The sequence below is a fragment of the Rosettibacter firmus genome (assembly GCF_036860695.1).
Lineage (GTDB): Bacteria > Bacteroidota > Ignavibacteria > Ignavibacteriales > Melioribacteraceae > Rosettibacter > Rosettibacter firmus.
This window is the reverse complement of record NZ_JAYKGJ010000001.1, coordinates 285817-309037: the sequence shown is the minus strand read 5'-3', so window position 1 is coordinate 309037 and position 23221 is coordinate 285817. Positions and strand designations below refer to the sequence as shown.

General features: G+C 31.1%; 17 protein-coding genes and 2 tRNA genes. 11 read left to right on the top strand and 8 right to left on the bottom strand.

Annotated features, from left to right (window positions below; all coding sequences use genetic code 11):
• Nucleotides 1-6: 6 nt before the first annotated feature.
• The 3 genes from VJY38_RS01260 to VJY38_RS01250 are packed head-to-tail and all read left to right on the top strand — an operon-like array spanning nt 7 to nt 2655.
• Complete coding sequence (locus VJY38_RS01260) at nt 7-1650, top strand: ELWxxDGT repeat protein (protein WP_353678855.1); 1644 nt, start codon at nt 7-9, stop codon at nt 1648-1650.
• Nucleotides 1651-1688: 38 nt separating this feature from the next.
• Complete coding sequence (locus tag VJY38_RS01255) at nt 1689-2216, top strand: hypothetical protein (RefSeq protein WP_353678854.1); 528 nt, start codon at nt 1689-1691, stop codon at nt 2214-2216.
• A 34-nt stretch (nt 2217-2250) separates the two neighbouring features.
• Nucleotides 2251-2655, top strand: a complete 405-nt coding sequence (locus VJY38_RS01250) for a hypothetical protein (RefSeq protein ID WP_353678853.1) — start codon at nt 2251-2253, stop codon at nt 2653-2655.
• A 203-nt stretch (nt 2656-2858) separates the two neighbouring features.
• On the opposite strand, the gene VJY38_RS01245 is transcribed toward VJY38_RS01250, so the two are convergent.
• The 7 genes from VJY38_RS01245 to VJY38_RS01215 form a co-directional block, all read right to left on the bottom strand.
• The gene (locus VJY38_RS01245; protein WP_353678852.1) at nt 2859-4964 is read right to left on the bottom strand and encodes a heavy metal translocating P-type ATPase; all 2106 of its coding nucleotides are present in this window, start codon (nt 4962-4964) and stop codon (nt 2859-2861) included.
• Nucleotides 4965-5007: 43 nt separating this feature from the next.
• Entirely contained in the window at nt 5008-5649 is a 642-nt protein-coding gene (locus VJY38_RS01240; RefSeq protein ID WP_353678851.1) for a hypothetical protein, read from the bottom strand.
• Nucleotides 5646-8735 carry an efflux RND transporter permease subunit gene (locus VJY38_RS01235; RefSeq protein ID WP_353678850.1) on the bottom strand — a complete coding sequence of 1030 codons (3090 nt, stop codon included), beginning with the start codon at nt 8733-8735 and terminating at the stop codon, nt 5646-5648. Before VJY38_RS01235 ends, VJY38_RS01240 begins: the two co-directional genes overlap by 4 nt.
• A complete protein-coding gene (locus tag VJY38_RS01230; protein WP_353678849.1) occupies nt 8732-9853 on the bottom strand; it encodes an efflux RND transporter periplasmic adaptor subunit in 1122 nt (373 codons plus the stop codon). The genes VJY38_RS01235 and VJY38_RS01230 overlap by 4 nt, the downstream gene beginning before the upstream one ends.
• Nucleotides 9854-9947: 94 nt before the next feature.
• The gene (locus tag VJY38_RS01225) at nt 9948-11255 is read right to left on the bottom strand and encodes a TolC family protein (protein WP_353678848.1); all 1308 of its coding nucleotides are present in this window, start codon (nt 11253-11255) and stop codon (nt 9948-9950) included.
• 74 nt (nt 11256-11329) lie between these two features.
• Complete coding sequence (locus tag VJY38_RS01220) at nt 11330-11653, bottom strand: hypothetical protein (RefSeq protein WP_353678847.1); 324 nt, start codon at nt 11651-11653, stop codon at nt 11330-11332.
• Nucleotides 11654-11976: 323 nt separating this feature from the next.
• Nucleotides 11977-12050: transfer RNA gene (locus tag VJY38_RS01215), tRNA-Arg, on the bottom strand.
• Nucleotides 12051-12346: 296 nt separating this feature from the next.
• Here VJY38_RS01215 and glmS point away from each other — a divergent pair.
• The 7 genes from glmS to rpmA all read left to right on the top strand — a co-directional run bounded on the left by glmS (nt 12347) and on the right by rpmA (nt 18443).
• Nucleotides 12347-14179, top strand: a complete 1833-nt coding sequence (gene glmS, locus VJY38_RS01210) for a glutamine--fructose-6-phosphate transaminase (isomerizing) (RefSeq protein ID WP_353678846.1) — start codon at nt 12347-12349, stop codon at nt 14177-14179.
• Nucleotides 14180-14195: 16 nt separating this feature from the next.
• Nucleotides 14196-15515 carry a cyclic 2,3-diphosphoglycerate synthase gene (locus VJY38_RS01205; RefSeq protein ID WP_353678845.1) on the top strand — a complete coding sequence of 440 codons (1320 nt, stop codon included), beginning with the start codon at nt 14196-14198 and terminating at the stop codon, nt 15513-15515.
• A complete protein-coding gene (gene arcC, locus VJY38_RS01200; RefSeq protein ID WP_353678844.1) occupies nt 15512-16459 on the top strand; it encodes a carbamate kinase in 948 nt (315 codons plus the stop codon). The genes VJY38_RS01205 and arcC overlap by 4 nt, the downstream gene beginning before the upstream one ends.
• A gap of 85 nt (nt 16460-16544) precedes the next feature.
• Entirely contained in the window at nt 16545-17477 is a 933-nt protein-coding gene (gene argF, locus VJY38_RS01195; protein ID WP_353678843.1) for an ornithine carbamoyltransferase, read from the top strand.
• Nucleotides 17478-17611: 134 nt separating this feature from the next.
• Nucleotides 17612-17684: transfer RNA gene (locus tag VJY38_RS01190), tRNA-Phe, on the top strand.
• 174 nt (nt 17685-17858) lie between these two features.
• Nucleotides 17859-18167, top strand: coding sequence for a 50S ribosomal protein L21 (rplU, locus tag VJY38_RS01185; RefSeq protein WP_353678842.1), 309 nt, complete (start codon nt 17859-17861; stop codon nt 18165-18167).
• Nucleotides 18168-18182: 15 nt separating this feature from the next.
• On the top strand, nt 18183-18443 hold the full coding sequence (gene rpmA, locus VJY38_RS01180) for a 50S ribosomal protein L27 (protein ID WP_353678841.1): 261 nt from the start codon (nt 18183-18185) through the stop codon (nt 18441-18443).
• Between the two features lie 69 nt (nt 18444-18512).
• Here rpmA and VJY38_RS01175 read toward each other — a convergent pair whose 3' ends face one another.
• Nucleotides 18513-21848: a two-component regulator propeller domain-containing protein gene (locus VJY38_RS01175; protein ID WP_353678840.1), complete on the bottom strand. Its 3336-nt coding sequence runs from the start codon at nt 21846-21848 to the stop codon at nt 18513-18515.
• Nucleotides 21849-22064: 216 nt separating this feature from the next.
• Here VJY38_RS01175 and VJY38_RS01170 point away from each other — a divergent pair, with 216 nt between their 5' ends.
• Nucleotides 22065-23213 (top strand): Re/Si-specific NAD(P)(+) transhydrogenase subunit alpha, encoded by a 1149-nt coding sequence (locus VJY38_RS01170; RefSeq protein ID WP_353678839.1) that lies wholly within the window; start codon nt 22065-22067, stop codon nt 23211-23213.
• Nucleotides 23214-23221: the final 8 nt, after the last annotated feature.

Genomic DNA, 23221 nt, shown 5'->3' with positions numbered 1-23221 from the left:
GAAGTTATGAAGAGAATAACTAAAAAATATTTTCTCTTTTTATTATTTATTTCGATAGCACATGCACAAACACCTTATATGGTTAAAGATATTAATCCAGGTAACACTAATTCTGTTTCTGTGGGGAATATTATAAGTATAAATAATAATATTTTTTTTACAGTAACAAGCCTTGATGGGGCAACAAATAGTTTATGGAAAAGTGATGGGACAGAAGCTGGAACTGTAATGATAAAAGAATTTAATTTTCCTGGACCAATGTGGTTAACAAATGTTAATAATACTTTATTTTTTTCTGCACCACATCCCATTTATGGAGTGGAACTTTGGAAAAGCGATGGTACTGAAACGGGAACTATTCTGGTAAAAGATATTGATCCTCGATCAAATCAGAGTTCTAACCCAATGTGGCTAACAAATGTTAATGGTATCTTATTTTTTACTGCTGGTGATTCTTATGGAAGAGATTTATGGAAAAGTGATGGTACTGAATCCGGAACATTTAAAGTAAAAGATATCGATAATTTAAGAGGAGATCCATTAAATTTAACTTCTGTTGGCAACACATTATTTTTTACTGCACCTGATGCTTCTCATGGAAGGGAACTCTGGAAAAGCGATGGTACTGAAACTGGAACATTTATGGTTAAAGATATCAGACCGGGAAACAATGGAACAGAGATGTATGAACTAACTGATGTAAATGGAACTCTTTTTTTTAATGCAAATGATGTAACTGTTTATGGTTCTGAATTATGGAAGAGTGATGGAACAGAAGCTGGAACAACAATAGTTAAAGATATTAGTCCTGGTGGGCAAGGTTCTGGTCCTGGCTTGTTAACTAATGTAAATGGTACTTTATTTTTCGTCACTGATGGTGGATTATGGAAGAGCGATGGTACAGATAGCGGAACTGTTTTAGTTAAGGATGTTGCACCTGGATGGTCTCCCAGATTTATGAATTTAACCAATGTTAATGGTACTTTATTTTTCTATGCATCAGATGGTGGAAGCGGAGCTTTTGGTGAGGAATTGTGGAAAAGTGATGGAACTGAAGCGGGAACTATAATGGTGAAAGATATTTATTCTGGCTTCTTAGGATCAAGACCGCAGGATAATGAGTTAATTAATGTAAATGGAACTCTATTTTTTACTGCTGATGATGGTGTTCATGGTATGGAATTATGGAAGAGTGATGGAACAGAATCAGGTACAATTTTAGTTGGTGATATAAGACCTGGGAATTTTGGGTCAGAAATTTCATCATTAACGAATGCTAATGGAACTTTATTTTTCAGAGCAAATGATGGCATAACGGGTTATGAACTATGGGCAGTAAAAAGTATAGTTGGCGTTTCTAAAAATATTTCTACTCAATCTTTTTCACTCCAACAGAATTATCCTAATCCATTTAATCCCAAAACAAATATCGATTTTAAGATTTCTGAGTCAGGAATAGTAACTTTAAGAATTTATAATATACTTGGTCAGGAGGTGGCGACACTTGTAAATGAAGAATTAAAACTAGGAGAATATACAATAAACTGGAATGCAAGCGGTTTTTCCAGTGGTGTTTACTTTTACACTCTAACTTTTAAAGGTACTAATGAAAATTTTATTTCAACTAAGAAGATGGTTTACTTAAAGTAAGATTATACAAGTAAATAAAATAATAAAAGGAGCTAACAATGAAACGAAATATTAAGAACTCTGTAATTCTCTTTATTGCTTTTTTTATTCTTAGCAGCTGCAATTCTGATAAGAATAATCCAACTAGCAATAACGACACTGCAAATAATGATTCAAATTTTCCTCATTTAAATAATTCACCCCAACCCGCCAATGCTTCTGTTAAAATTGGTAGTAGCGTAAATGTTAGTGTATCAGTAACATCTAATACTCGCAAAATATATCTAATGCTGGGTGATGTATCTAATGGGGCTATGAGTCCTTTATACGGATCTGGTAGTATAGAAAATGGTTCCAACACAACTGTAACAATTCCAGTTTCAATTCCTTCTAATGTAACCCCAGGTCAATATTATATTGGTGTTCAACTAAATGTAACAACTGATGCATCAAACAATAATTACTTATCTACCTATATCTTGAATCCTTTTAGAGATAAAACAAATTATACACTTAATGAGGGACCGCAAGGTACAAATCCAAAATCGACTCAAATACCAATTGCAAAAATTTCTGTAACTCAATAAACAGACAGTGATAAAAGTATTTATAGGAGTCTATATGAAAAACTTATTAATTTATTTTTTTCTTTTATGTTCTTTACTAATTATTTTCAGATGTAGTAAGGATGATAATCCAGCTAATTCAGATTCTCAAAATATAATTGGTAAATGGAGAATACTTACTACAAATGGAATCGATATATCTAGTGCAGGTGGTATTTATGATATTACTGAAACTCAAATTACAGAAAGCTGGCAGTTATATTCTTGCACTAAAATATATTCATATACAAAGAATGTTAATCAATATACAACTATACTTCAAAGCACAACTTGTTCTTTTCAGGGAAATGATCCATCAAATGTACCTGGATATAAAGCAACCGGTACTTTTGTAGTCACAGGTAATAAGCTTACAATTACTTTAGAAAAAGGGACTATTGTTGTTTGCCAGAGAATTTAGAATTTAATTTAGAAACATCTAGTCAGTGTAAAATTTTTGATCTATTGCTTATAGTCAATAATTATTTTTTTAATTGATTGCAATTAAAGAAGTGATCATTTGTAAAATTTAAGAAATACTTATGAAAACATTTATAAATTTGTTTCTTTAAGTAATGAATGTGTTTTGAGTTAGGGAATGATATTGATTTACAAAATGCTAATTTATTTAGGGAGTTTAATTATTCTCATTGAATTTAATATTGCAATTATTGCCACACCCATATCTCCAAAAACTGCTTCCCACATTGTAGCAATTCCAAAAGTACCGAGAAGAATAAAGAATAATTTTACTCCCATTGCAAATGTAATATTTTGCCAAACAATTTTTCTTGTTCTTTTTGCAACTTCTATTGAATGAACAACTTGCATAGGAGAATCGGTCATAAGAACAATGTCTGCAGTTTCAATGGCAGCATCAGAACCAAGAGCACCCATAGCAATGCCAACATCAGCACGGGCAATAACTGGTGCATCATTTATTCCGTCGCCAACAAAGGCAACTTTTCCATCGTGAGAAGTGCTTAGTAGTTTTTCGATATGCTCAACTTTATTTTCTGGCAGAAGTTCAGCATAATATTCTTCTATTCCAAGTTTTTTTGCATATGATTCAGCAGCACTTTTGTTATCGCCTGTAAGCATGATTGTTTTTATTTTTAAATTGTTCAGTTCATTGATTGCTTCAACTGCTTCATCTTTTATTGAATCGGATATTACAATATATCCCGCATATTTTTTATTTATCGCAATGTGAACAACAGTTCCTTCTACTTCACATTTATTATGCTCAATATTTTCTTTATGAAGAAGTTTATCGTTTCCAATTAAAACTTCATTGCCATTTATTTTTGCTTCTATTCCGTGACCAGAAATTTCTTTTACTTCAGAAATTTCGCTTAGTTGAATTTTGTTGTTATAAGCCTCCAATATTGATTTTGCAATTGGATGATTTGAGTTTGCTTCTGCATAAGCAGCATATTTTAAGATGTCTTCTTTTTTGAAATCATTAGCAGTAATGATCTGGTTAACTTTAAATTCACCTTTCGTTAAAGTTCCGGTTTTATCGAATACAACCGTTTTAATTTTTGTAAGAGCATCGAGATAATTAGAACCTTTAACAAGAATTCCTTTTCGTGAAGCACCACCAATACCGCCGAAATATCCGAGCGGAATGCTTATCACTAAAGCACAGGGACAAGAAATTACAAGTACTACCAGTGCTCTGTAAATCCACTCTGTGAAAGTTTGTCCAGCAAAAAACAAAGGTGGAATTACAGCAAGAAGTAAAGCACCAAACACTACAAAAGGTGTGTAGTATCGTGCAAATGTTGTTATGAATTTTTCTGTTTCAGCTTTTTTGCTACTTGCATTTTCTACAAGTTCAAGAATTTTTGAGATTGAAGATTCACCAAATTCTTTTGTTACCTTAATTGTAAGTAGACCACTTTTGTTTATCATTCCAGCCAGAACCGTTTCATTTTCTTTAACTGAACGGGGGACAGATTCACCAGTTAATGCAGAAGTATCAACAAAAGAACTTCCTTCAATAATAACTCCATCGAGTGGTATTTTCTCTCCAGGTTTCACTACAATTATTTGTCCCGGATGAACTTCTGTTGGTGAAACCCTCTGTATATTGCCATCAATTTTAATGTTTGCATAGTCTGGTTTTATTTCTAATAATGCTTTAATCGATTTACGTGAACGATTAACAGCAATATCCTGAAATAATTCTCCAATGACATAAAATAACATAACTGCTACAGCTTCGGGCATTTCATCAATTGCCAGTGCTCCAAGAGTTGCAATTGTCATTAGAAAATGTTCATTAAAAACTTTTCCTTTAGTAATACTTCTGAAAGCTCCATTCAATACACCCCATCCACTAATTAAATAAGCAGAGATGAAAATTAAATATTCAACAAATTGATAAGGAGTATTATGAATATTACTTTCAAAGAGAAGTCCAGCAACGAGAAGTAGAAGTGTAACAAAGATTTTTATTAACTCATTTCTTTTTTCAATTAATTCATCTTTTATTGATGACTTTTTAATAGTGTCAGAGATTTCTGTAGTTTCAACAACTTCAACTTCTGGCTCAATTTCTTTTATTTTTTGTTTTACTGTTTCAATGTCTGGAGTATCTATTACCATAGTTGAGTTTGCAAAATTTACAGAAACGAACTTAACTTGTTCAAGTTTTGCAACTCCTTCTTCAATCTTCGCAGCACAGGAAGCGCAGTCTATATTTTTTAATTGATATTTTTTCATAATGGAAAATCTCTTTATTCTTCCTTTTATGACTTAACAATCACTATGATAAAAAATATCCGGCAATTCCCAAAATAGTTAATAAAACTCCTGTAATTGTTTTTTCGTGGTGTTCTAGAAAATGTGATTTAATTTTTCTTACACCTTTCATTCCAAGCCAGACAAGCAAAAGCATTCCTGCAATAGTAATAAAAGTGTAAATGACTGAAACTGCTATAATTCCTTGCCAGCCAAATCTGCTAGCAACAAAAAAGTATGCTTCGATCTCAAGACAGGGTGAAAAGAACATTGATATAACCAATGTAAGAACTATTGCGGCAGTAGTTTTCTTTTTGACATTATCAATAAGAAATTCGTGAGAATGATGATTATGATATTTATTTGTTCTGAAACTTAGAATAAGGTAAATAATTCCAAGAAGTATCAATAAGCTCGGGGCAATTACAGAAACAATGAAAGAATAAGAACCAGACAACTTGTAACCTAAAAATCCAACTATTATTCCGATAATTATTGTGCTTAATGTGTGTGAGAATCCTGCAATAGCTGTAATACCCATTGTTAATTTTTCATTCCACTTTTCTGCTTTTGAAAGAGCCACCAACGGAATCCAGTGATTTGGTATTGATGCGTGGACAATGCTCAATAAAAAAGCTCCTAATATTATTTGTGATAAACCAGTCATAAATCCCTTTCTTCTTTTCTTTTTTCTATCCAATCAAATATTGTTGGTAAAACAACCAGAGTTAATAAAGTTGATGTAATTAAACCACCGATTACAACTGTGGCAAGTGGTCTTTGCACTTCTGCACCGGGAGAAGTTGATAAAGCCATTGGAATAAATCCTAAAGAAGCAACCAGTGCTGTAGTTATTACTGGACGTAAACGAATTTCAGAACCTTTAATAACTGCATCTCTGATATTCATCCCTTCTTTAATCAGTGTGTTATAATAAGTTAGCATAACAACACCATTAAGAACTGCAACACCAAATAACGCTATGAATCCAACGCCGGCGGAAATTGAAAAAGGAATATCTCTTATCCACAATGCAACAACACCACCAACAATCGCAAAAGGTATTCCGGTAAAAATTATTAGTGCCTGTCTAATTGAATTAACTGAAACAAATAATAAAATAAATATTAATCCTAATGCTATAGGAACAACTATATATAATCTTTCAGTAGCTCTTTCAAGATTTTCAAATTCACCACCATATTTAATTTGATAGCCAACAGGAAGATAAATTTGTTTATCAATTTTTGATTGTAATTCTTTAACATAACTCTGTAAATCTCTTTCGCGAACATTGCATTCTGTTATTATCATTCTTCTTCCCGCAGAGTGAGAAATTTCTGCCGGACCTTCGATCATCATAAAATCTGCAATATCTCCAAGACGAACCAGTGTACCATTATTTGTTGTTGGAACAAGTAAATTTTGAATTGATTCAATATTATTACTTGATTGTTGATTCAATTTTACAACAAGGTCAAATTGCTTTTCACCTTCATAGATTTTTCCAACATTTGTGCCTGCAAGTGCAGTCTCAATCAATATATTTACATCAGCAATATTGATTCCGTAACGTGCAATTTTGTTTCTGTCAACTACTATTCGAAGCTGGGGAAGTCCTTCTGTCTGCTGAACACGAATATCTGCAGAACCTTTGATTTTCTGCATTAATTCAGCGACATCATTTGCAATACGTGCAAGTGTATCGAGATCCTCGCCAAAAATTTTTACACCCACATCTGAACGAACACCGGCAATTAATTCATTGAAGCGCATTTCAATCGGCTGTGAAAATCCTCCACCAATACCGGGAATTCTATTCATCACTTCAGTCATTTTTGCAATCATTTCGTCTTTTGTTTTTGCTGTTTTCCATTTCTCTCTTGGGAGCATCTTAATATAAACATCACTTTGATAAATACTCATTGGATCGGTTGCAATTTCCGGTCTGCCAGTTTTGGTAACAACACTTATTACTTCTGGGATAGATTTTAATTCAGCTTCAAGCATTTGTGCAGTATGAATTGATTCAGTAAGTGAAATACTTGGAAGCCGTCTTAATTCAATAAGTATATCACCTTCATCGAGAGTAGGGATAAATTCTCCGCCCAGTCTTGTAAACAAAATTAGTGATGCAATAAAAATTAAAGCCGCACTCACAACAACAATTATCTTATGCTTTAATGCAAAGAGAAGTGTTTTATGATAACGTGGTTTCAAAAATTTTATAATTGGACTTTCTTTCTCAGATACTCTTCCATTCTTAAAAAAGAAAGTACTTGCAACCGGGACATAAGTTAATGTGAGAAACAAAGCACCAATGAGTGCAAATACAACAGTGTATGCCATTGGTTTGAACATTTTTCCTTCTGTTCCTTGTAAAGAAAGTATTGGAAGATATACGATAATTATTATTAAGACACCAAATACAAGTGGTCTTCCAACTTCTAGAAATGAACCAACTAAAGTTTGTTGCACACCTTCATTAATTCCGGGCGAATGTTGTCTTTCGTGAAGTTTACGAATTGCATTCTCCATCAACACAACTGCACCGTCAACTATAATTCCAAAATCAATTGCACCAAGTGACATAAGATTACCTGATATTCCATTAAGTTTCATCATAATTAATGCAAACAACATTGATAAAGGAATTACCGAAGCAACAATAAAACCACCGCGTAAATTCATTAGTAGAAGGAATAGAATTATAATTACCAGTAAACCACCTTCAGTAAGATTTCTTATTACAGTATGAATTGTTTTTTCGACTAACTGTGTTCTATCATAAAAAGGAACAATCCGAACCCCGGGTGGAAGATTTTTTTCAATTTCCTTCATACGCTCTTTAACTCTTTCTGTAACCAATCTAGCATTTTCGCCTTTAAGCATCATTGTCATTCCAGCAACAATTTCTGTTTTACCGTTTAAAGTTGCAGCACCTTGACGAATAGCTGCGCCTTCTTTTACTTCAGCAACATCTCTTACAAAAATTGGAATTCCATCATTAGCTTTAACAATAATGTTTTCGATATCAGATATTGTTTTTGCAAGACCTTCACCTACTACAATGTATTGTTCCTGTTTATGTTCGATGTATCCACCTGGAGCGTTTGCATTGTTTTTTTCAACTGCTTCAATCACATCACGGAGTGAAAGATTATATTTTAAAAGTTTTTGTGGATCTATTTGAACCTGATATTGTTTAAGCTCTCCGCCAAAAGTATTAACTTCTGCCAATCCCGGTATTCCTGCGAGTTGTTTTGAAATTATCCAATCCTGAATTGAACGAAGCTCCATTGGAGTATAACCTTCACCGACAACCTGATACTGATAAATTTCACCAAGACCTGTTGTTACAGGTCCAAGCTCCGGTTCAAGTCCTTCTGGTAAATCTCCTTTTGCTTCCTGAAGCCGTTCGAATACTAATTGTCTACCAAAGTAAGTATCAACATTTTCTTTAAAAATTACTGTTACAACAGAAAGACCAAATTTTGAAACTGAACGAACTTCTTCAATGTCGGGGAGGTTTTGCATAGCAATTTCAATAGGATATGAAACAAGACGTTCAATTTCCTGTGGTGCCAATGCAGGCGCAACAGTAAATATCTGAACCTGATTTGTGGTAATATCTGGAACTGCGTCAATAGGCAATCGATTGGCAGCGATTATTCCACCGATTATGAGAGCAATAACTCCGAGCAATACAAACATTCGTTGGCGTACAGCGAAGAGAATTATTTTATTGATCATTCTTCCTCCTCTAGAAATGTTTCTTTTGCAAGCTCGGATTTAAGATAGAATGTTCCTCTCGTAACAACTTTTTCACCTGCTTTTAGTCCGGTAAGAACTTCACAATATTCTTTTGTCTCTTTGCCTAAACTGACTTCTCTTCTCTGAAATGTTGTATCATTTAATGCAACAAAAACATAAGCACCATTTTTTTCTTTCATAATAGCAGAAGAAGAAACTTTTGGATTTGATCCACTAAGTTTTGAATAGACTTTGACTGTGACAAACATTTCGGGCTTTAGTTTGTTAGAAGTATTAGATACTTCAAATCTTGCTTTGATTGTTCGGGAAGTTGATTCAACTATATCATAAATTCTTGTAAGCTTAGCTTTGAATGAATCATTTGGATATGCAGAAGGAATTACTTCGCCTATCATTCCTTCACTGATAAATGGAAGGTCTTTCTCAAATACATCTGCAAGAACCCAAAGATTCTGAAGATTTGCAAGAAGGAAAAAATCCTTACCAACATCAACAAATTCTCCAAGTCGAGCTTCTCCACTTATTAAAGTTCCAGCAAAAGGTGCACGAACAGGAAGCAAAGTCAATGGAGTATGGTTATCTGCAAGATTCTGAATCTCTTCTTTATTCAGTCCAATAACTTCAAGTTTCTTTTTTGCTGATTCATAAATAGATTTTGCTGTTGCATATTCAGGATCGTTTTCTTTTATCCTCTTTAATCTCTCTTCTGCTTGAATAAATTCTGATTGCATTGCAAGAAAATCCTGACTGTAAAGTTCAAGCAAAACTTCACCTTTGCTTACACGATCTGAAACCAGAGCGTGAACTTTTTCAATTCTACCTTTTATACGAGAAGTGATATGAGCTGTTAATGCTTCATTCAAAGCAATCCTACCTGAAAGAATTAGCGGGATATCAACTTCTTTTACTTCAACAATCGCTGTTTTTAAATCAATGTGTTGAAGCTGATGAGAAGTGAGAATAATTTCATTTTTTACATCTGTGTGATTTCTTTCGGGATAATTCTGATTTTCATTTTGTTCATCTGTTTGATTGCTACAACTAAGTAATAATAAAGCTGTTGTTATTAAGTAAATGAGAATTATTTTTTTATTCATATTATCTCCATTAAAAATTTTTAGAATCAATACAACTATGATTGAACAGATAACTTATAAATTCAGATGAAAAATTTTATCTGAGCAATTTGGTTTAATCTGCATCGTTAAGCAGATTATTTAAATCTGTGTTCCATTTTTCTCCTGCAGTTTCAAGCTCGACTAATGCAACAAGTGTATTGTAAATTGTGCGTGAATATTCAACTTTGGTTGCACGATATGTTCTGTAAATATCAAAAAGATTAAGCAAGTCAATCTGATTGTTTTGATACGCTGTGATTCCAGCACGAAGTTCATCTTCAATATCTCTTAAAAGAGAAGAATCAAACAATCTCAGTTGTTCTTCAGCAAATAAAAAATTATTTAATGCTGTTTTTATGTTCTGCATAATTCTTGTTTTTATATACTGATAACGAATCTCAGAAATGGAAAGATTAGCCTCAGCTTCAATAATATCACCACGCACTCCACTTGAATAAAACATTGGAAGTGAGATACCAATATTTAAGCCTAAATATTGATTGGATTTTCTGTATAAATCGGATTGTCTGTTTTGAAAAGACAAACCAAAATTAAAATCAGGTAAAGCATTTTTCTGAGCAATGGTCAGCGATGATTTATTCTGAAGTACCTGAAGTTCTGCAATTTTCAGAAAGTTACTCTGAGAAGAGTAAAATTCAATTATGCTATCTTTGTTTATTTCTGAAAAATTATAATTCAGTGAATCAGTCAAAATAAATTCTGTTCCATTTTCATTCCCTAAAAGAATTTTTAATTGTGCAATTACTTGTTGAAAATTTTTTCTTGCATCAAAAAGTTCATTCTTTAATCTTGCTATTTCAACCTTTGCACGAATAACATCCAGATAGGTACTTGTACCAGTTTGATAACGATCAGTAACCTGTGCAAGAAAATCATTAAGTAAATTTATATTTGCTTCGATGCTTTCAACAATCTGATTTGAAAGGAGTCCGTTATAATAAACTTTTTTAAATTGAGCAGTAATTAGTTTTTTAATTCTTTCATAATTTAATTCTGCAATTCTTTTTTGAATTTCTGCAGATTGAATTCTATTACTTCTTTTTCCAAAGAATTCGATTGGTTGATTAAAGTTTATATCGAGTTCTCCTGCATTTCCAAATTCATAAATATTGGGAATTTCGTTCACTTCAATTGAAAGTTCTGAATTTTGTAATCTTCCTGCCTGAAGAATTCTTCCCACCGAAGCATCAATTTCTTTAGATGCAGAAATTATTTCTGGATTATGTTGCAGAACTATCTCAATTCCTTTTTCTAATGATAATTTTATAACCCTGTTATTTTCCTGTGCATTATAAATATTAAATGTCGATATGATAATAAAGATAAGTAATTGCTTACCTGTAAAAGAAAAATTGAACATACTAACTCCAGATATTTTTAAAATTGATAATGATATTACTTAAAAAGATTTGCAGAGTAGGGAAGTGTGAAAGATCAAATTCGAAAAGTTCGATCGAAAAGATATAATTCAGTTATCTTTTGGTGAGAGTATGACCGTTCTTTATAAAAAATTATTAATGATTTATTGAATTCGTTTTTTGTATCGATGAGATCAGGGCTAATTGGTTGATTAGTAATTAAATTGAGAATTTCTTTTAATGAGTATTTTGTAATTTTTGTTGTAGCAGTTTTTACGATTTCACAATAATCGTGTACGTCATGACTATCATTTTCGGGAGCAAATAAGTCAGCTTCTGAGTGTAGAAAAACAAATACAATCACTAATAGTGTGAAAATCGAAATAAGCTTAATATTCATACTCAATAATCAAACTTTCAGGGTAATGATTTTTTTCATTTATAATTTATTCATGAAAACATACTATTTAAAAAAATAGTTCCTGTCTTCAAACACTATTTAATACAATTAATATTATCATTTAAGAAATATCCAATACAAATATATAAGAAAAGGATTACAAGCAAAATAAATGAATAACCTGATTTATTGATTCCAAAATTTTTCCTGGTTTAAGTACGCCCGGAAGGATTCTCCCAAAGGGATTCCAATGGAAGAACCCTCAACCTTCTGATCCGTAGTCAGACGCTATATGAAATTAGATTGAATAGGAAGAATATTAGTACGCCCGGAAGGATTCGAACCCTCAACCTTCTGATCCGTAGTCAGATGCTCTATCCAATTGAGCTACGGGCGCATATAAAAATTTTGAAAAACCATTGCAAATATATAACTACGTATTTCAACATTCAAACCAATAAAAATCCCTTTATATTGTTGAAAAATGTTATGCAAAATTTTAAGCAGTTGATAATCCATAAACTTTTTCAGAAATTTGGTATGGACTTTAAGCGATATTTATGAAAATTCTAAATTATATCAATAATAAAAAGAGGGTACACTTCAAATCAAAACTGCTACTGTTACGTCCTTGCCCTGATCATTAATTTAGTATTAATTATTCATCTTTTTTAAAATTAATTAGGAGTTCATATGTGTGGTATTGTTGGCTACATAGGCAACAAAAATTGTATTCCTATTCTTATTGAAGGATTAAAACGCCTTGAATATAGAGGGTACGATTCAGCAGGAATTGGTATTATAAATTCTGAGGAGTGTAAGGTTGTCAAAACAAAAGGGAAAGTAGCAGATTTAGAAAAACTTTTATATAATGAAAATTTATCTGCTAACTTAGGAATTGGTCACACACGCTGGGCAACACATGGAGAGCCAAGTATTGAAAATGCTCATCCACATATGAATAATGACAAAACATTATTCATTATTCATAATGGTATTATTGAAAATTATGCTTCTTTAAAAAAAGGTTTGATTAACGAGGGCTATAAATTTTTGAGTGAAACAGATACCGAAGTTTTAGCACACCTGATTGATCATTATCTTAAGTTAAAAAATAATTTATTCCAGGCTGTTAGATATGCTTTGAATGAAGTAGAAGGGACATATGGCATTGCTGTAATTTATAAAGAAGAGCCTGATAAGATTGTTGTAGCTCGCAAAGGTTCGCCACTTGTAATTGGAATTGGAAAAAATGAGAACTTTATAGCTTCTGATGTAAATGCTTTAATTACATATACAAGTCAAGTTGTTTATTTGGAAGATGGGGATATAGCCGAAGTTTATAAAGATCACTTTCACGCAAAGAATATTCATGATGAAGAAATAATTAAAGAAATTCATGAAGTCGATATGAGTGTTGATGAAATTACTAAAGGTGGATATCCTCATTTCATGCTTAAAGAAATTATGGAACAACCAGAATCGATTTATAATTCCATGAGAGGAAGGTTACTATATGAAGAAGGAATTTCAAAATTAGGTGGTTTGCAAGGTTATGAAGATAGAATAGCAAATTCAGATAGAATTATTATTTCTGCTTGTGGTACTTCTTGGCATGCTGGTCTTGTTGGTGAATATATGTTGGAACAGTATGCTGGTATTCCAGTTGAAGTTGAATATGCATCAGAATTTAGATATAGAAGACCAATCATTACTCCAAAAGATACAGTAATTTTTATTTCTCAAAGTGGTGAAACAGCAGACACACTTGCATCTTTACGAGAAGCCAAAAAGAAAGGGGCTCTTTGTCTTGGCATTTGCAATGTAGTTGGTAGCTCAATAGCTCGAGAAAGTGATGCAGGAGTGTACATTCATGCAGGTCCAGAAATTGGTGTTGCATCAACCAAAGCTTTTACATCTCAATTAGTAGTTCTTTCATTAATAACTTTGTTATTAGCTCGTAAGAAAAATATGAATTTACAGGATGGTCAGGAAATTATTAAAGAAATGCAATCACTTACAAAAAAGGTTGAGAAAATTCTTAAACTTAATGATGAGATAAAAACAATAGCTGATATCTACAGCGATTGTAAAAACTTTTTATATCTTGGTCGTGGATATCATTTCCCTGTAGCATTGGAAGGAGCTCTTAAACTAAAAGAAATTTCCTATATCCATGCAGAAGGTTATCCAGCAGCAGAAATGAAACATGGTCCAATTGCATTAATTGATGAAAATATGCCAGTTGTATTTTTGGCTATGAAAGATAGTGTTTATGAAAAAGTACTAAGTAATATTCAGGAAGTTAAAGCAAGAAAAGGAAGAATACTCGCAATTGTTAATGAGGATGATGATCATATAGAAAAAATTGTAGATCACGTTATAAGAATTCCTAAAACAATTGATATGCTTCAACCAATTTTAAGTGTTATACCACTTCAATTATTAGCATATCATATTGCAGTTAAAAAAGGTCTAAATGTAGACCAGCCAAGAAATTTAGCAAAAAGCGTAACCGTCGAATAAAAAAAATGAGGTAATTATGGCACGCAGAAAAGTCCTTATTATGGGTGCTGCAGGACGAGATTTTCATAATTTTAATGTCTATTTCAGAAATAATAATAATTACGAAGTAGTTGCTTTTACAGCTACTCAAATTCCAAATATTGATGGAAGAATTTATCCCCCAGAATTAGCTGGAAATCTTTATCCAGATGGAATTAAAATTTATGAAGAATCTGAATTGGTAGAATTAATTCAAAAATACAAAGTTGAAGAAGTTGTTTTTGCATACTCAGATGTTCCTTTCGATTATGTTATGACTAAAGCTTCAATTGTTAATGCTGCAGGAGCTTCATTTAGATTAATGGGAATGAATGAAACAATTATAAAAAGCACTAAACCAGTAATTTCTGTTTTAGCTGTAAGAACTGGATGTGGCAAATCTCAAACATCAAGAAAAATTGTTAAGATACTTACTGAAGCAGGGAAAAAAGTTGTTGCTGTACGTCATCCAATGCCTTATGGTGATTTAGTAAAACAGAGAATTCAGAGATTTGCAAGTTATTCAGACCTTGATAAATATAATTGTACAATCGAAGAGCGGGAAGAATATGAACCTCATATTGCCAGAGGTGGTATTATTTATGCTGGTGTTGATTACGAAGCTATATTAAGAGAAGCTGAAAAAGAAGCTGATATTATTTTATGGGATGGTGGTAATAATGATATGCCATTTTTCAAATCGGATTTAACTTTTACTGTTACAGATCCTCATCGCCCCGGTCACGAATTACATTATTATCCCGGAAATACTTGCTTACGTATTGCCGATGCAGTAATTATAAATAAAATTGATTCCGCTACAAAAGAAGGAATTGAAACGGTAAGAAATAATATTCATCTTGTAAATCCTAAAGCAATAATCATCGAAGCAAATTCACCAATTACTGTTGATAAACCAGAATTGATAACTGGAAAAAGAGTTCTAATAGTGGAAGATGGACCAACATTAACTCATGGTGAAATGAAATATGGAGCTGGAACAGTTATAGCAAAAAAACTAAATGCAAAAGAAATTGTTGATCCTCGACCTTACACTGTTAAATCAATTGCTGAGACTTATAAAAAATATCCGAACATCGGGATTCTTCTTCCAGCAATGGGATATGGTGAACAACAGATAAAAGATTTAGAAGAAACTATCAATCGTACAGATTGCGATGCTGTTGTTATTGGTACTCCTATCGATTTAGGAAGAATATTAAAAATTAATAAACCTACTACTCGTGTAATGTATGAATTGCAAGAAATTGGTGAAAATACATTAGAAAGTGTACTGAAACAAAAAGGCATTTTATGAAAAAAATTGCTGTGGTTGCCTTAGGTGGCAATGCTCTTTTAAGAAGTAATGAAATCGGTACTATTGAACAACAAGAAGCTCACACTCTTGAAACCTGCAAAAAATTAATTGGTTTGTTAAGACTTGGATATAATCTTGTAATCACTCACGGAAATGGTCCTCAAGTAGGAAATATTCTTTTAAGAAATGAAGCAGGGTATAATCTCTATAATATTCCTAAAATGCCTCTTGATATTTGTGTAGCCGATTCTCAAGGTGGAATTGGTTATATGATAGAACGCCAGATGAGAAATGCTTTAAGTAAAACAAACTTAAGAAGAAATGTTCTTGCAATAATTACACAGGTTTTAATCGATATTAACGATCCAGCTTTTCAAAATCCAACTAAACCTATCGGTAGATTTTATCTAAAAGAAGAAGCTGATTTACTTGCAAAAACAAATGGATGGGTTTTTAAAGAAGATCCTGGCAAAAGAGGTTGGAGAAGAGTTGTTCCTTCTCCTAAACCAATTGATGTTATGAATAAAAAAGTAATTAAAGATATGGTTAAAAAAGGTCATATAGTTATAGCTGTTGGTGGTGGTGGAATTCCAGTTTACTGGCATAAGGATACAAAATATCTTGAAGCAATTGAAGCTGTTATTGATAAAGATCTTGCATCAGCATTTCTCGCAAAAGAAATTCAAGCTGATAGATTTTATATAATTACAGATGTGCCAAAGGTCTATCTCAATTATAAAAAACCAAATCAAATTGCACTGGATAAATTAACTGTTTCAGAGGCAAAAAAATATTATGAAATGGGTGAATTCCCTCCTGGTAGTATGGGACCAAAAATTTTAGCAGCAATCGAATTCCTTGAAGGTGGTGGTAAAGAAGCAATTATAACAAACGAAGAAGAAATTGAAAAAGAAAATTGTGGTACAAGAATTACTCTGGAATAATTTTTATTTTCGTTTATAAAATTTTCAGTTATAATTTTATTAACACACAATTAAAATAATCACTTCAATAAATGGAGTTAATAAAATGGCAGTAAATATGAAAGGGAAAGATTTGATTTCAATTGCAGATCTTTCCTTAGAAGAAATTTATGAAATTTTTGATGTTGCCAAATCTCTAAAAAGAAAACTTTATACTGGTGAAGAACATCATTATTTAAAAGGAAAAACTTTAGGAATGATTTTTTCTAAACCATCTACAAGAACAAGAATCTCTTTCGAGACAGGTATTTATCAATTAGGTGGTTATGGAATGTATTTTAATCAAAATGATTTGCAACTTGGCAAAAGCGAAAATATTCATGACACAGCTAAAGTACTTTCTAGATATTTAGATGGTATTATGATTAGAACTTTTTCTCATCAGGATGTTATAGATTTAGCTAAATATGCTACTATTCCCGTAATTAATGGCTTAACAGATTTACTTCATCCTTGCCAGGTGCTATCGGACTTATTTACAATTTTAGAAAAAAGAAATAAGCTTCAGGGACTTAAATTAGCATATATTGGTGATGGAAATAATGTTGCACATAGTTTACTACATGGATGCTCAAAAGTAGGGATGGATATTGTTGTTGCATCACCAAAAGGATATGAACCTAAAAAAGAAATCGTCGATAATGCAATTGAAATAGCAAAATATATGGGAAGTAAAGTTGAAATAATTAATGATCCATTTGAAGCAGTTAAAAATGCAGATGTAGTATATACAGATGTCTGGGCAAGTATGGGACAGGAAAAAGAAGCCGAAGAAAGAAGAAAAGTATTTAAAAATTATCAGGTAAATTTAGAATTAATAAAGCATGCAAAAGATGATTACTTATTTATGCATTGTTTACCAGCACATAGAGGCGAAGAAGTAATTGATGAAATAATAGACTCTCCAAATTCTATAGTGTTTGACGAAGCTGAAAATCGACTCCATGTTCAAAAAGCCATAATGGTACTGATAATGTGAAATTTTTTTTGATAATTATTTATGAAGAAAACAATAATTTGTGGTAAAATTTATTAACCATTTTCATATGAAATTTTTTTTGAAAATTAATCTCTTTTTCTATAGATTTGAGCCACAAAATTTGAAATTGTGTTGGGCAGATAGCTCAGTCGGTAGAGCAAAGGACTGAAAATCCTTGTGTCGGCGGTTCGATTCCGTCTCTGCCCACAATAAAATGGGTGATAAAAAATCACCCATTTTTATTTTAATAAATTAAAGTAGAAATAATTTTCCTATAAGTTTTATAATTTAATTTATTTATAAATGTGTAATAATGAAATTGACTTAATGGATTATCAATTTTTATATTTGTAACTCAAAATTTGATTAATTGGAGGTATAATGTTTGCTGTTGTAAATATTGCTGGACAACAGTTTATTGTAAGAGAGAATCAGAAGTATTATGTACCCAGATTACATGTAGAACCAAATTCCGAAATCATCTTTGATGAAGTTTTAATGGTAAATAATGATGGCGAAACTAAAATTGGTACTCCAACACTCAAAGATGTTAAGGTTCATGCTAAAGTATTAGAACATTTAAAAGATGATAAAATTATTGTATTTAAGAAAAAAAGAAGAATCTCTTACAAACGTAAAAGAGGTCATAGACAACAATTGACCAGAATCGAAATAACAAAGATTGCATAGAAACAGGAGGTTAATATGGCTCATAAAAAAGGTCAGGGTTCATCGAGAAATGGAAGAGATAGTAATCCACAATATTTAGGTGTGAAAGCTTTTGGTGGACAGAAAGTAACTGCTGGTTCAATTTTGGTTCGTCAAAAGGGAACAAATTTTCATCCCGGTAAAAATGTGAGATTGGCTAGCGATCATTCTTTGTTTGCACTTATAGATGGATACGTAAAATTTGAGAGAAAGAGAAATAATAGAAAATATGTAAGTGTATTAGAATCTCTATCCTGAAAAATTAAATTAATCTTTTATAAAGCTGCATCAATTTTATAATATTTGTTAGAATTGTTGCAGCTTTTTTTATAATGTGTTATTAAAAATTACAGTAAAAGTAGAACCAACATTCTTTTTACTTTCTACAAAAATCTCTGCATTATTTAATTCACAATATTTTTTTACAAGAGCCAATCCAAGTCCATTTCCTTCGAATGCTCTTGTGTAACCTCGTTGCTCCTGAAAAAATGCTGTGAAAAGTTTTGGTAAAAATTCTTCTGAGATTCCAATTCCTGTATCAGAAATTTTAACAGCAGCCTTATTATTTTCTGTTAAGAACGATATGATTTCAACTTTTCCTTCAAATGTGTATTTAATGGCATTATCAATTAGATTAACAAATATTTGTGTGGCAGAATATTCATCTACTAAAACTTTTAGTTCTTCTTTTTTTATTTCTAAAATTAAATCTAAGTTTTTCTTTTTGGCTTTATATAAAAATTCCGGGTATAATCTCTTTAAAATATTTTCATTCAGATCAATTTCTTTATAAATACATTCATAAGTCCCTGCTTGAATTTCAGACATATTTAAGATTAAGTCAATTGTTCTTACAATTCTATCGCCAGCTTTTTCTATTGAATTAAAACTTTCTTTTATTATTACATTTTCTGAATTATTTAATTGTTCTTTAATTAATTCTGTAAAATTTAATATTGTGTGTATGGGAGATCTAATTTCGTGTGACATTTGAGCTAAGAATTCTGATTTTAATTTTTCTGATGCTTCTGCTTTGTCTTTTGCTGCTATTAATTCCTGTTCAATCTTTTTTCTTTCTTCAATTTCTTGAGATAATTTAGTATTTAGCTCTGTTTTTTCTTTAACAAGTATTTCCAGTTCTGCTTCATGCTTTTTAATAGATTTTATTTTTCTTTTATATGCATAGTAAATTAAAGATATAGTAGTAATAAATGATAATATTCTAAATAAAAGAGTTTGATAAAAGGGAGGAGTAATAATTAATTTAATGCTAATACCTTTTTCATTCCATACTCCATCTGGATTAGAAGCTATAACTTTGAAAATATATCTCCCAGGTGGAATATGAGCATAATTTGCAACATGTTGATTACCTACATAATTCCAGTTGCTTTCTAATCCTTCCATTATATAGGCATATGAATTTTTTTCTGGTTTTGCAAAATGTAATGCAGCAAAACGAAATGTGATGATATTATTTTTGTAAGAAAGAATTATTTCTTTTGTTTCTGTAATATTTTTATTAAGAATAATTTTATTATCAATTTTTTCACCTATCTTAACAGGTGTATTAAATAATAAAAATTCAGTGATCCAAACTTTTGGTATAACTTTATCTTCTTCAATACTATCTGGATGAAAAATATTAAATCCTTTATTCCCACCAAATAATAATTCTCCAGTTTTTTTCCTTTTAGCACATGCTCTCACATAAAATTCGTAACTTTGTAATCCATCACTCACATCATAATTAAAAAATCTAATCTTTTCAGGGTCGAATTTTGAAATGCCTTTATTTGTACTAATCCACAAATAACCTTTATTATCTTCAAGAACTGCTTGAATATTATTATCAGGTAAGCCATTTTTCATTGTGTAAGATGTGAATTCAGGTTTATTATTTTTAAATGTAAGTTTATTAATTCCCTGGATAGTCCCAATCCATAAATTCCCTTTACTATCTTCCATTATATTAAGAACTTTATTAGTACTTAGACTATTATTGTCGTCTGGATTGTGCGTATAATGATAAAATTCTTTTTTCTTGATATCAAATCTGTTCAATCCACCATCATCAGTACCAATCCAGATGTTTCCTTTACTATCCTGAAAAATACACCATATATTATCACTACTTATACTTTTAGGATCTTCTGGGTTATGCCTGTAACTTGTAAAAGTATTATTTTTTTTGTTATAGATATTTAGACCACCACCAAAAGTACCTATTAATATTTCACCAGATTTAATTTGATAGATTGAAAAAATAATATTATTACTTAGTTTATTTGCCGAGCCATCACTAATAAAATTAGTAAATTGATTTTTTTGAGGATTAAATTTTGATAAACCATATTCAGTCCCAATCCACAAATTTCCTTCATTGTCTTCAAACATAGTTCTAATTCTATCATCAACTAATGAGTTTTGATTATAGGGATTAAAATTGTAGTGAATGAATTTTTTATCTTTTGAGTTTGGGTCAAATCTATTGAGTCCACCACCAAATGTACCAATCCATATTATTCCTGATTTATCTTCGATAATAGAATAGACTTTGTTATTACTTAAACTTTCTTTATTGAATGGTATATTGCAGTAATAAATAAATTTAGATCTGTTCCTATTTAATTTATTTACACCAGCTCCTTCAGTTCCTATCCATAATATTCCAGTTCTATCTTCATATAATGAAAATAAAATATTACTGCCAATGCTTTCTGGATTTGATGAATCGTGTTTATAAACAGAAAATTTTTCCTTTTTTCTATCAAATTTTTGTAGCCCGTCTAATAAAGTTGTAATCCATAAATCTCCGTATCTATCTTCAAGAATGTCAGTTATTGTTTTATCTTTGCTATTAATTATTAATGGATTTTCATACCTGATAAATCGATCATTTTTTCTATCGTATTTATGTAAGCAGACAGCAGTACCAACCCATAATGTGTTACTCTTATCAACATAAACTTTACCTATGTAACTTCCACTTATGCTGAAAGGATCGTTGGGAACATTATTATAATATTTATAATTATTTGTTTCTGGATTGAATTTAATTAAACCATTTATAGTACCAATCCATAAAAATCCTGATGAATCTTCACAGATTGATGTTATATATTTTGAGTTACTTAAATTCTCGTTATTAAAAATATCTGTATAAGAGATAAAAATATTTTTTTTGAAATCATATCTACATAAACCTTCTTCTGTTCCTATCCAGAATCTATTTTTTTTATCTATGTGTAAAACTCTTACTCTGTTTGATATAATGGAATTTTTATTTTTAGGATCGTGACGAAAGTTAGTAAAATCGTCTGTTAGTCTATTATATCTATTTAGTCCTTCACCAAGTGATGTAATCCATAAGTTACCATCTCGATCTTCGATAATAGATCGAAAAGATTGTCCTTTTATACTTCTTGGATTATTTTCTATTGGCTTATAAACTTTAAAGGAGTAACCATCGTAACGATTTAATCCATCATATGTGCCAAACCAGAGGAAATCTCTACTATCTTGATAAATAGAAAGTACGGTGTTTTGAGATAGTCCCTTATCTGAATTAATTATTTCAAATCTAAGTTCCTGTGAATAGTTGTTTATAAAAAAACTAAGATATATTATGATTATAAGGTGTGCTCTATTTAAATTTTTCATAATTCTTAGAATAAATTTGTTTAAAAGTAAATTATTTATTAAAAAAATCATACTCAATGTATAATCGTTATAAAAATAGATAATTTTAATATCAGGTGGATAATATTTTAAGTGCTTTATAAAATTATAACTATGTGATTATTAAAATTAATTAGTAAATAAAAATGATAATTCTTAAGTTTTATAACTGAAAATAAAAATTAATAGGAGATAGTAGTGATAATAGCAGTTCCAAAAGAAATTATGGAAGGGGAAAATAGAGTTGCAATTGTCCCCGATGTTGTATCAAAATTAATAAAAAAGGGTTTTGAAGTACGAGTAGAAAAAAATGCTGGTCTTAAAGCAGGTTTCCCAGATGAAAAATATTTAAATGCAGGAGCAAAAATCATAAATGATGTTGAAGAACTGTATCAAAATGCTAATATAGTTTTGAAAGTTCAAAGACCAATAATTCATCCTGCTAAAGGGAAACATGAACTTGAATTAATTGGTAAAGGTAAATTATTAATTTCATTTTTCTATTCACTTCATTATCCCGATGTTGCAAAAAAAGCAGCTGATTTAGGAGTTGATGTTATATCGATGGATGCAATTCCCAGAACTACACTTGCACAAAGAATGGATGCTTTAAGTTCACAGGCAAATATAGCAGGTTATAAAAGTGTAATATTAGCTGCAAATTACCTTCATAAAATTTTCCCGATGATGATGACTGCTGCAGGCACAATTTCGCCAGCTAAAGTTGTCATTATGGGAGCAGGGGTGGCTGGACTTTCTGCACTTGGTACTGCAAAAAGATTAGGGGCTGTTGTTGAAGTATCTGATGTTCGTCCTCAAGTAAAAGAAGAAGTACAAAGTTTGGGTGGTAAATTTATTGAAGTCCCAACTGATGAATCGATGCAGGATGCATCTGGTTATGCTAAAGAACAATCAGAAGAATTTTTAAGAAAACAAAAAGAATTGATTTTCAAACATATTACAGAAGCAGATATTGTAATTACTACTGCTTTAATTCCAGGTAAAAAAGCTCCAATTCTTGTTACTGAAGAAATGGTTAAAAATATGAGACCAGGTTCAGTAATTCTTGATATGGCAGTGGAGTTTGGTGGTAATTGTGAGTTGAGTGAAAAAGGTAAAGTTGTAGAAAAATATAATGTAACAATTATTGGAGAACCTAATTTGCCCAGTTTAGTTCCATATCATGCAAGTGAAATGTATGCAAGAAATTTATTGAATCTGATTGATTATTCAAGTAAAGATGGAAATTTTATTCACAACATGGATGATGAGATAATAGGTGGTGCAACAATAGTGAAAGATGGAAAAGTAGTCCACGAAAAAACAAAAGCACTTTTACAAAATTGAAAAATAAA

Coding starts and splice junctions, on each gene's coding strand:
- rpmA (WP_353678841.1), top strand. CDS start 18,183: ATGGCTCATAAAAAAGGTCAGGGTTCATCGAGAAATGGAAGAGATAGT.
- glmS (WP_353678846.1), top strand. CDS start 12,347: ATGTGTGGTATTGTTGGCTACATAGGCAACAAAAATTGTATTCCTATT.
- argF (WP_353678843.1), top strand. CDS start 16,545: ATGGCAGTAAATATGAAAGGGAAAGATTTGATTTCAATTGCAGATCTT.
- VJY38_RS01225 (WP_353678848.1), bottom strand. CDS start 11,255: ATGTTCAATTTTTCTTTTACAGGTAAGCAATTACTTATCTTTATTATC.
- VJY38_RS01245 (WP_353678852.1), bottom strand. CDS start 4,964: ATGAAAAAATATCAATTAAAAAATATAGACTGCGCTTCCTGTGCTGCG.
- arcC (WP_353678844.1), top strand. CDS start 15,512: ATGAAAAAAATTGCTGTGGTTGCCTTAGGTGGCAATGCTCTTTTAAGA.
- VJY38_RS01240 (WP_353678851.1), bottom strand. CDS start 5,649: ATGACTGGTTTATCACAAATAATATTAGGAGCTTTTTTATTGAGCATT.
- VJY38_RS01255 (WP_353678854.1), top strand. CDS start 1,689: ATGAAACGAAATATTAAGAACTCTGTAATTCTCTTTATTGCTTTTTTT.
- rplU (WP_353678842.1), top strand. CDS start 17,859: ATGTTTGCTGTTGTAAATATTGCTGGACAACAGTTTATTGTAAGAGAG.
- VJY38_RS01235 (WP_353678850.1), bottom strand. CDS start 8,735: ATGATCAATAAAATAATTCTCTTCGCTGTACGCCAACGAATGTTTGTA.
- VJY38_RS01250 (WP_353678853.1), top strand. CDS start 2,251: ATGAAAAACTTATTAATTTATTTTTTTCTTTTATGTTCTTTACTAATT.
- VJY38_RS01205 (WP_353678845.1), top strand. CDS start 14,196: ATGGCACGCAGAAAAGTCCTTATTATGGGTGCTGCAGGACGAGATTTT.
- VJY38_RS01220 (WP_353678847.1), bottom strand. CDS start 11,653: ATGAATATTAAGCTTATTTCGATTTTCACACTATTAGTGATTGTATTT.
- VJY38_RS01175 (WP_353678840.1), bottom strand. CDS start 21,848: ATGAAAAATTTAAATAGAGCACACCTTATAATCATAATATATCTTAGT.
- VJY38_RS01260 (WP_353678855.1), top strand. CDS start 7: ATGAAGAGAATAACTAAAAAATATTTTCTCTTTTTATTATTTATTTCG.
- VJY38_RS01230 (WP_353678849.1), bottom strand. CDS start 9,853: ATGAATAAAAAAATAATTCTCATTTACTTAATAACAACAGCTTTATTA.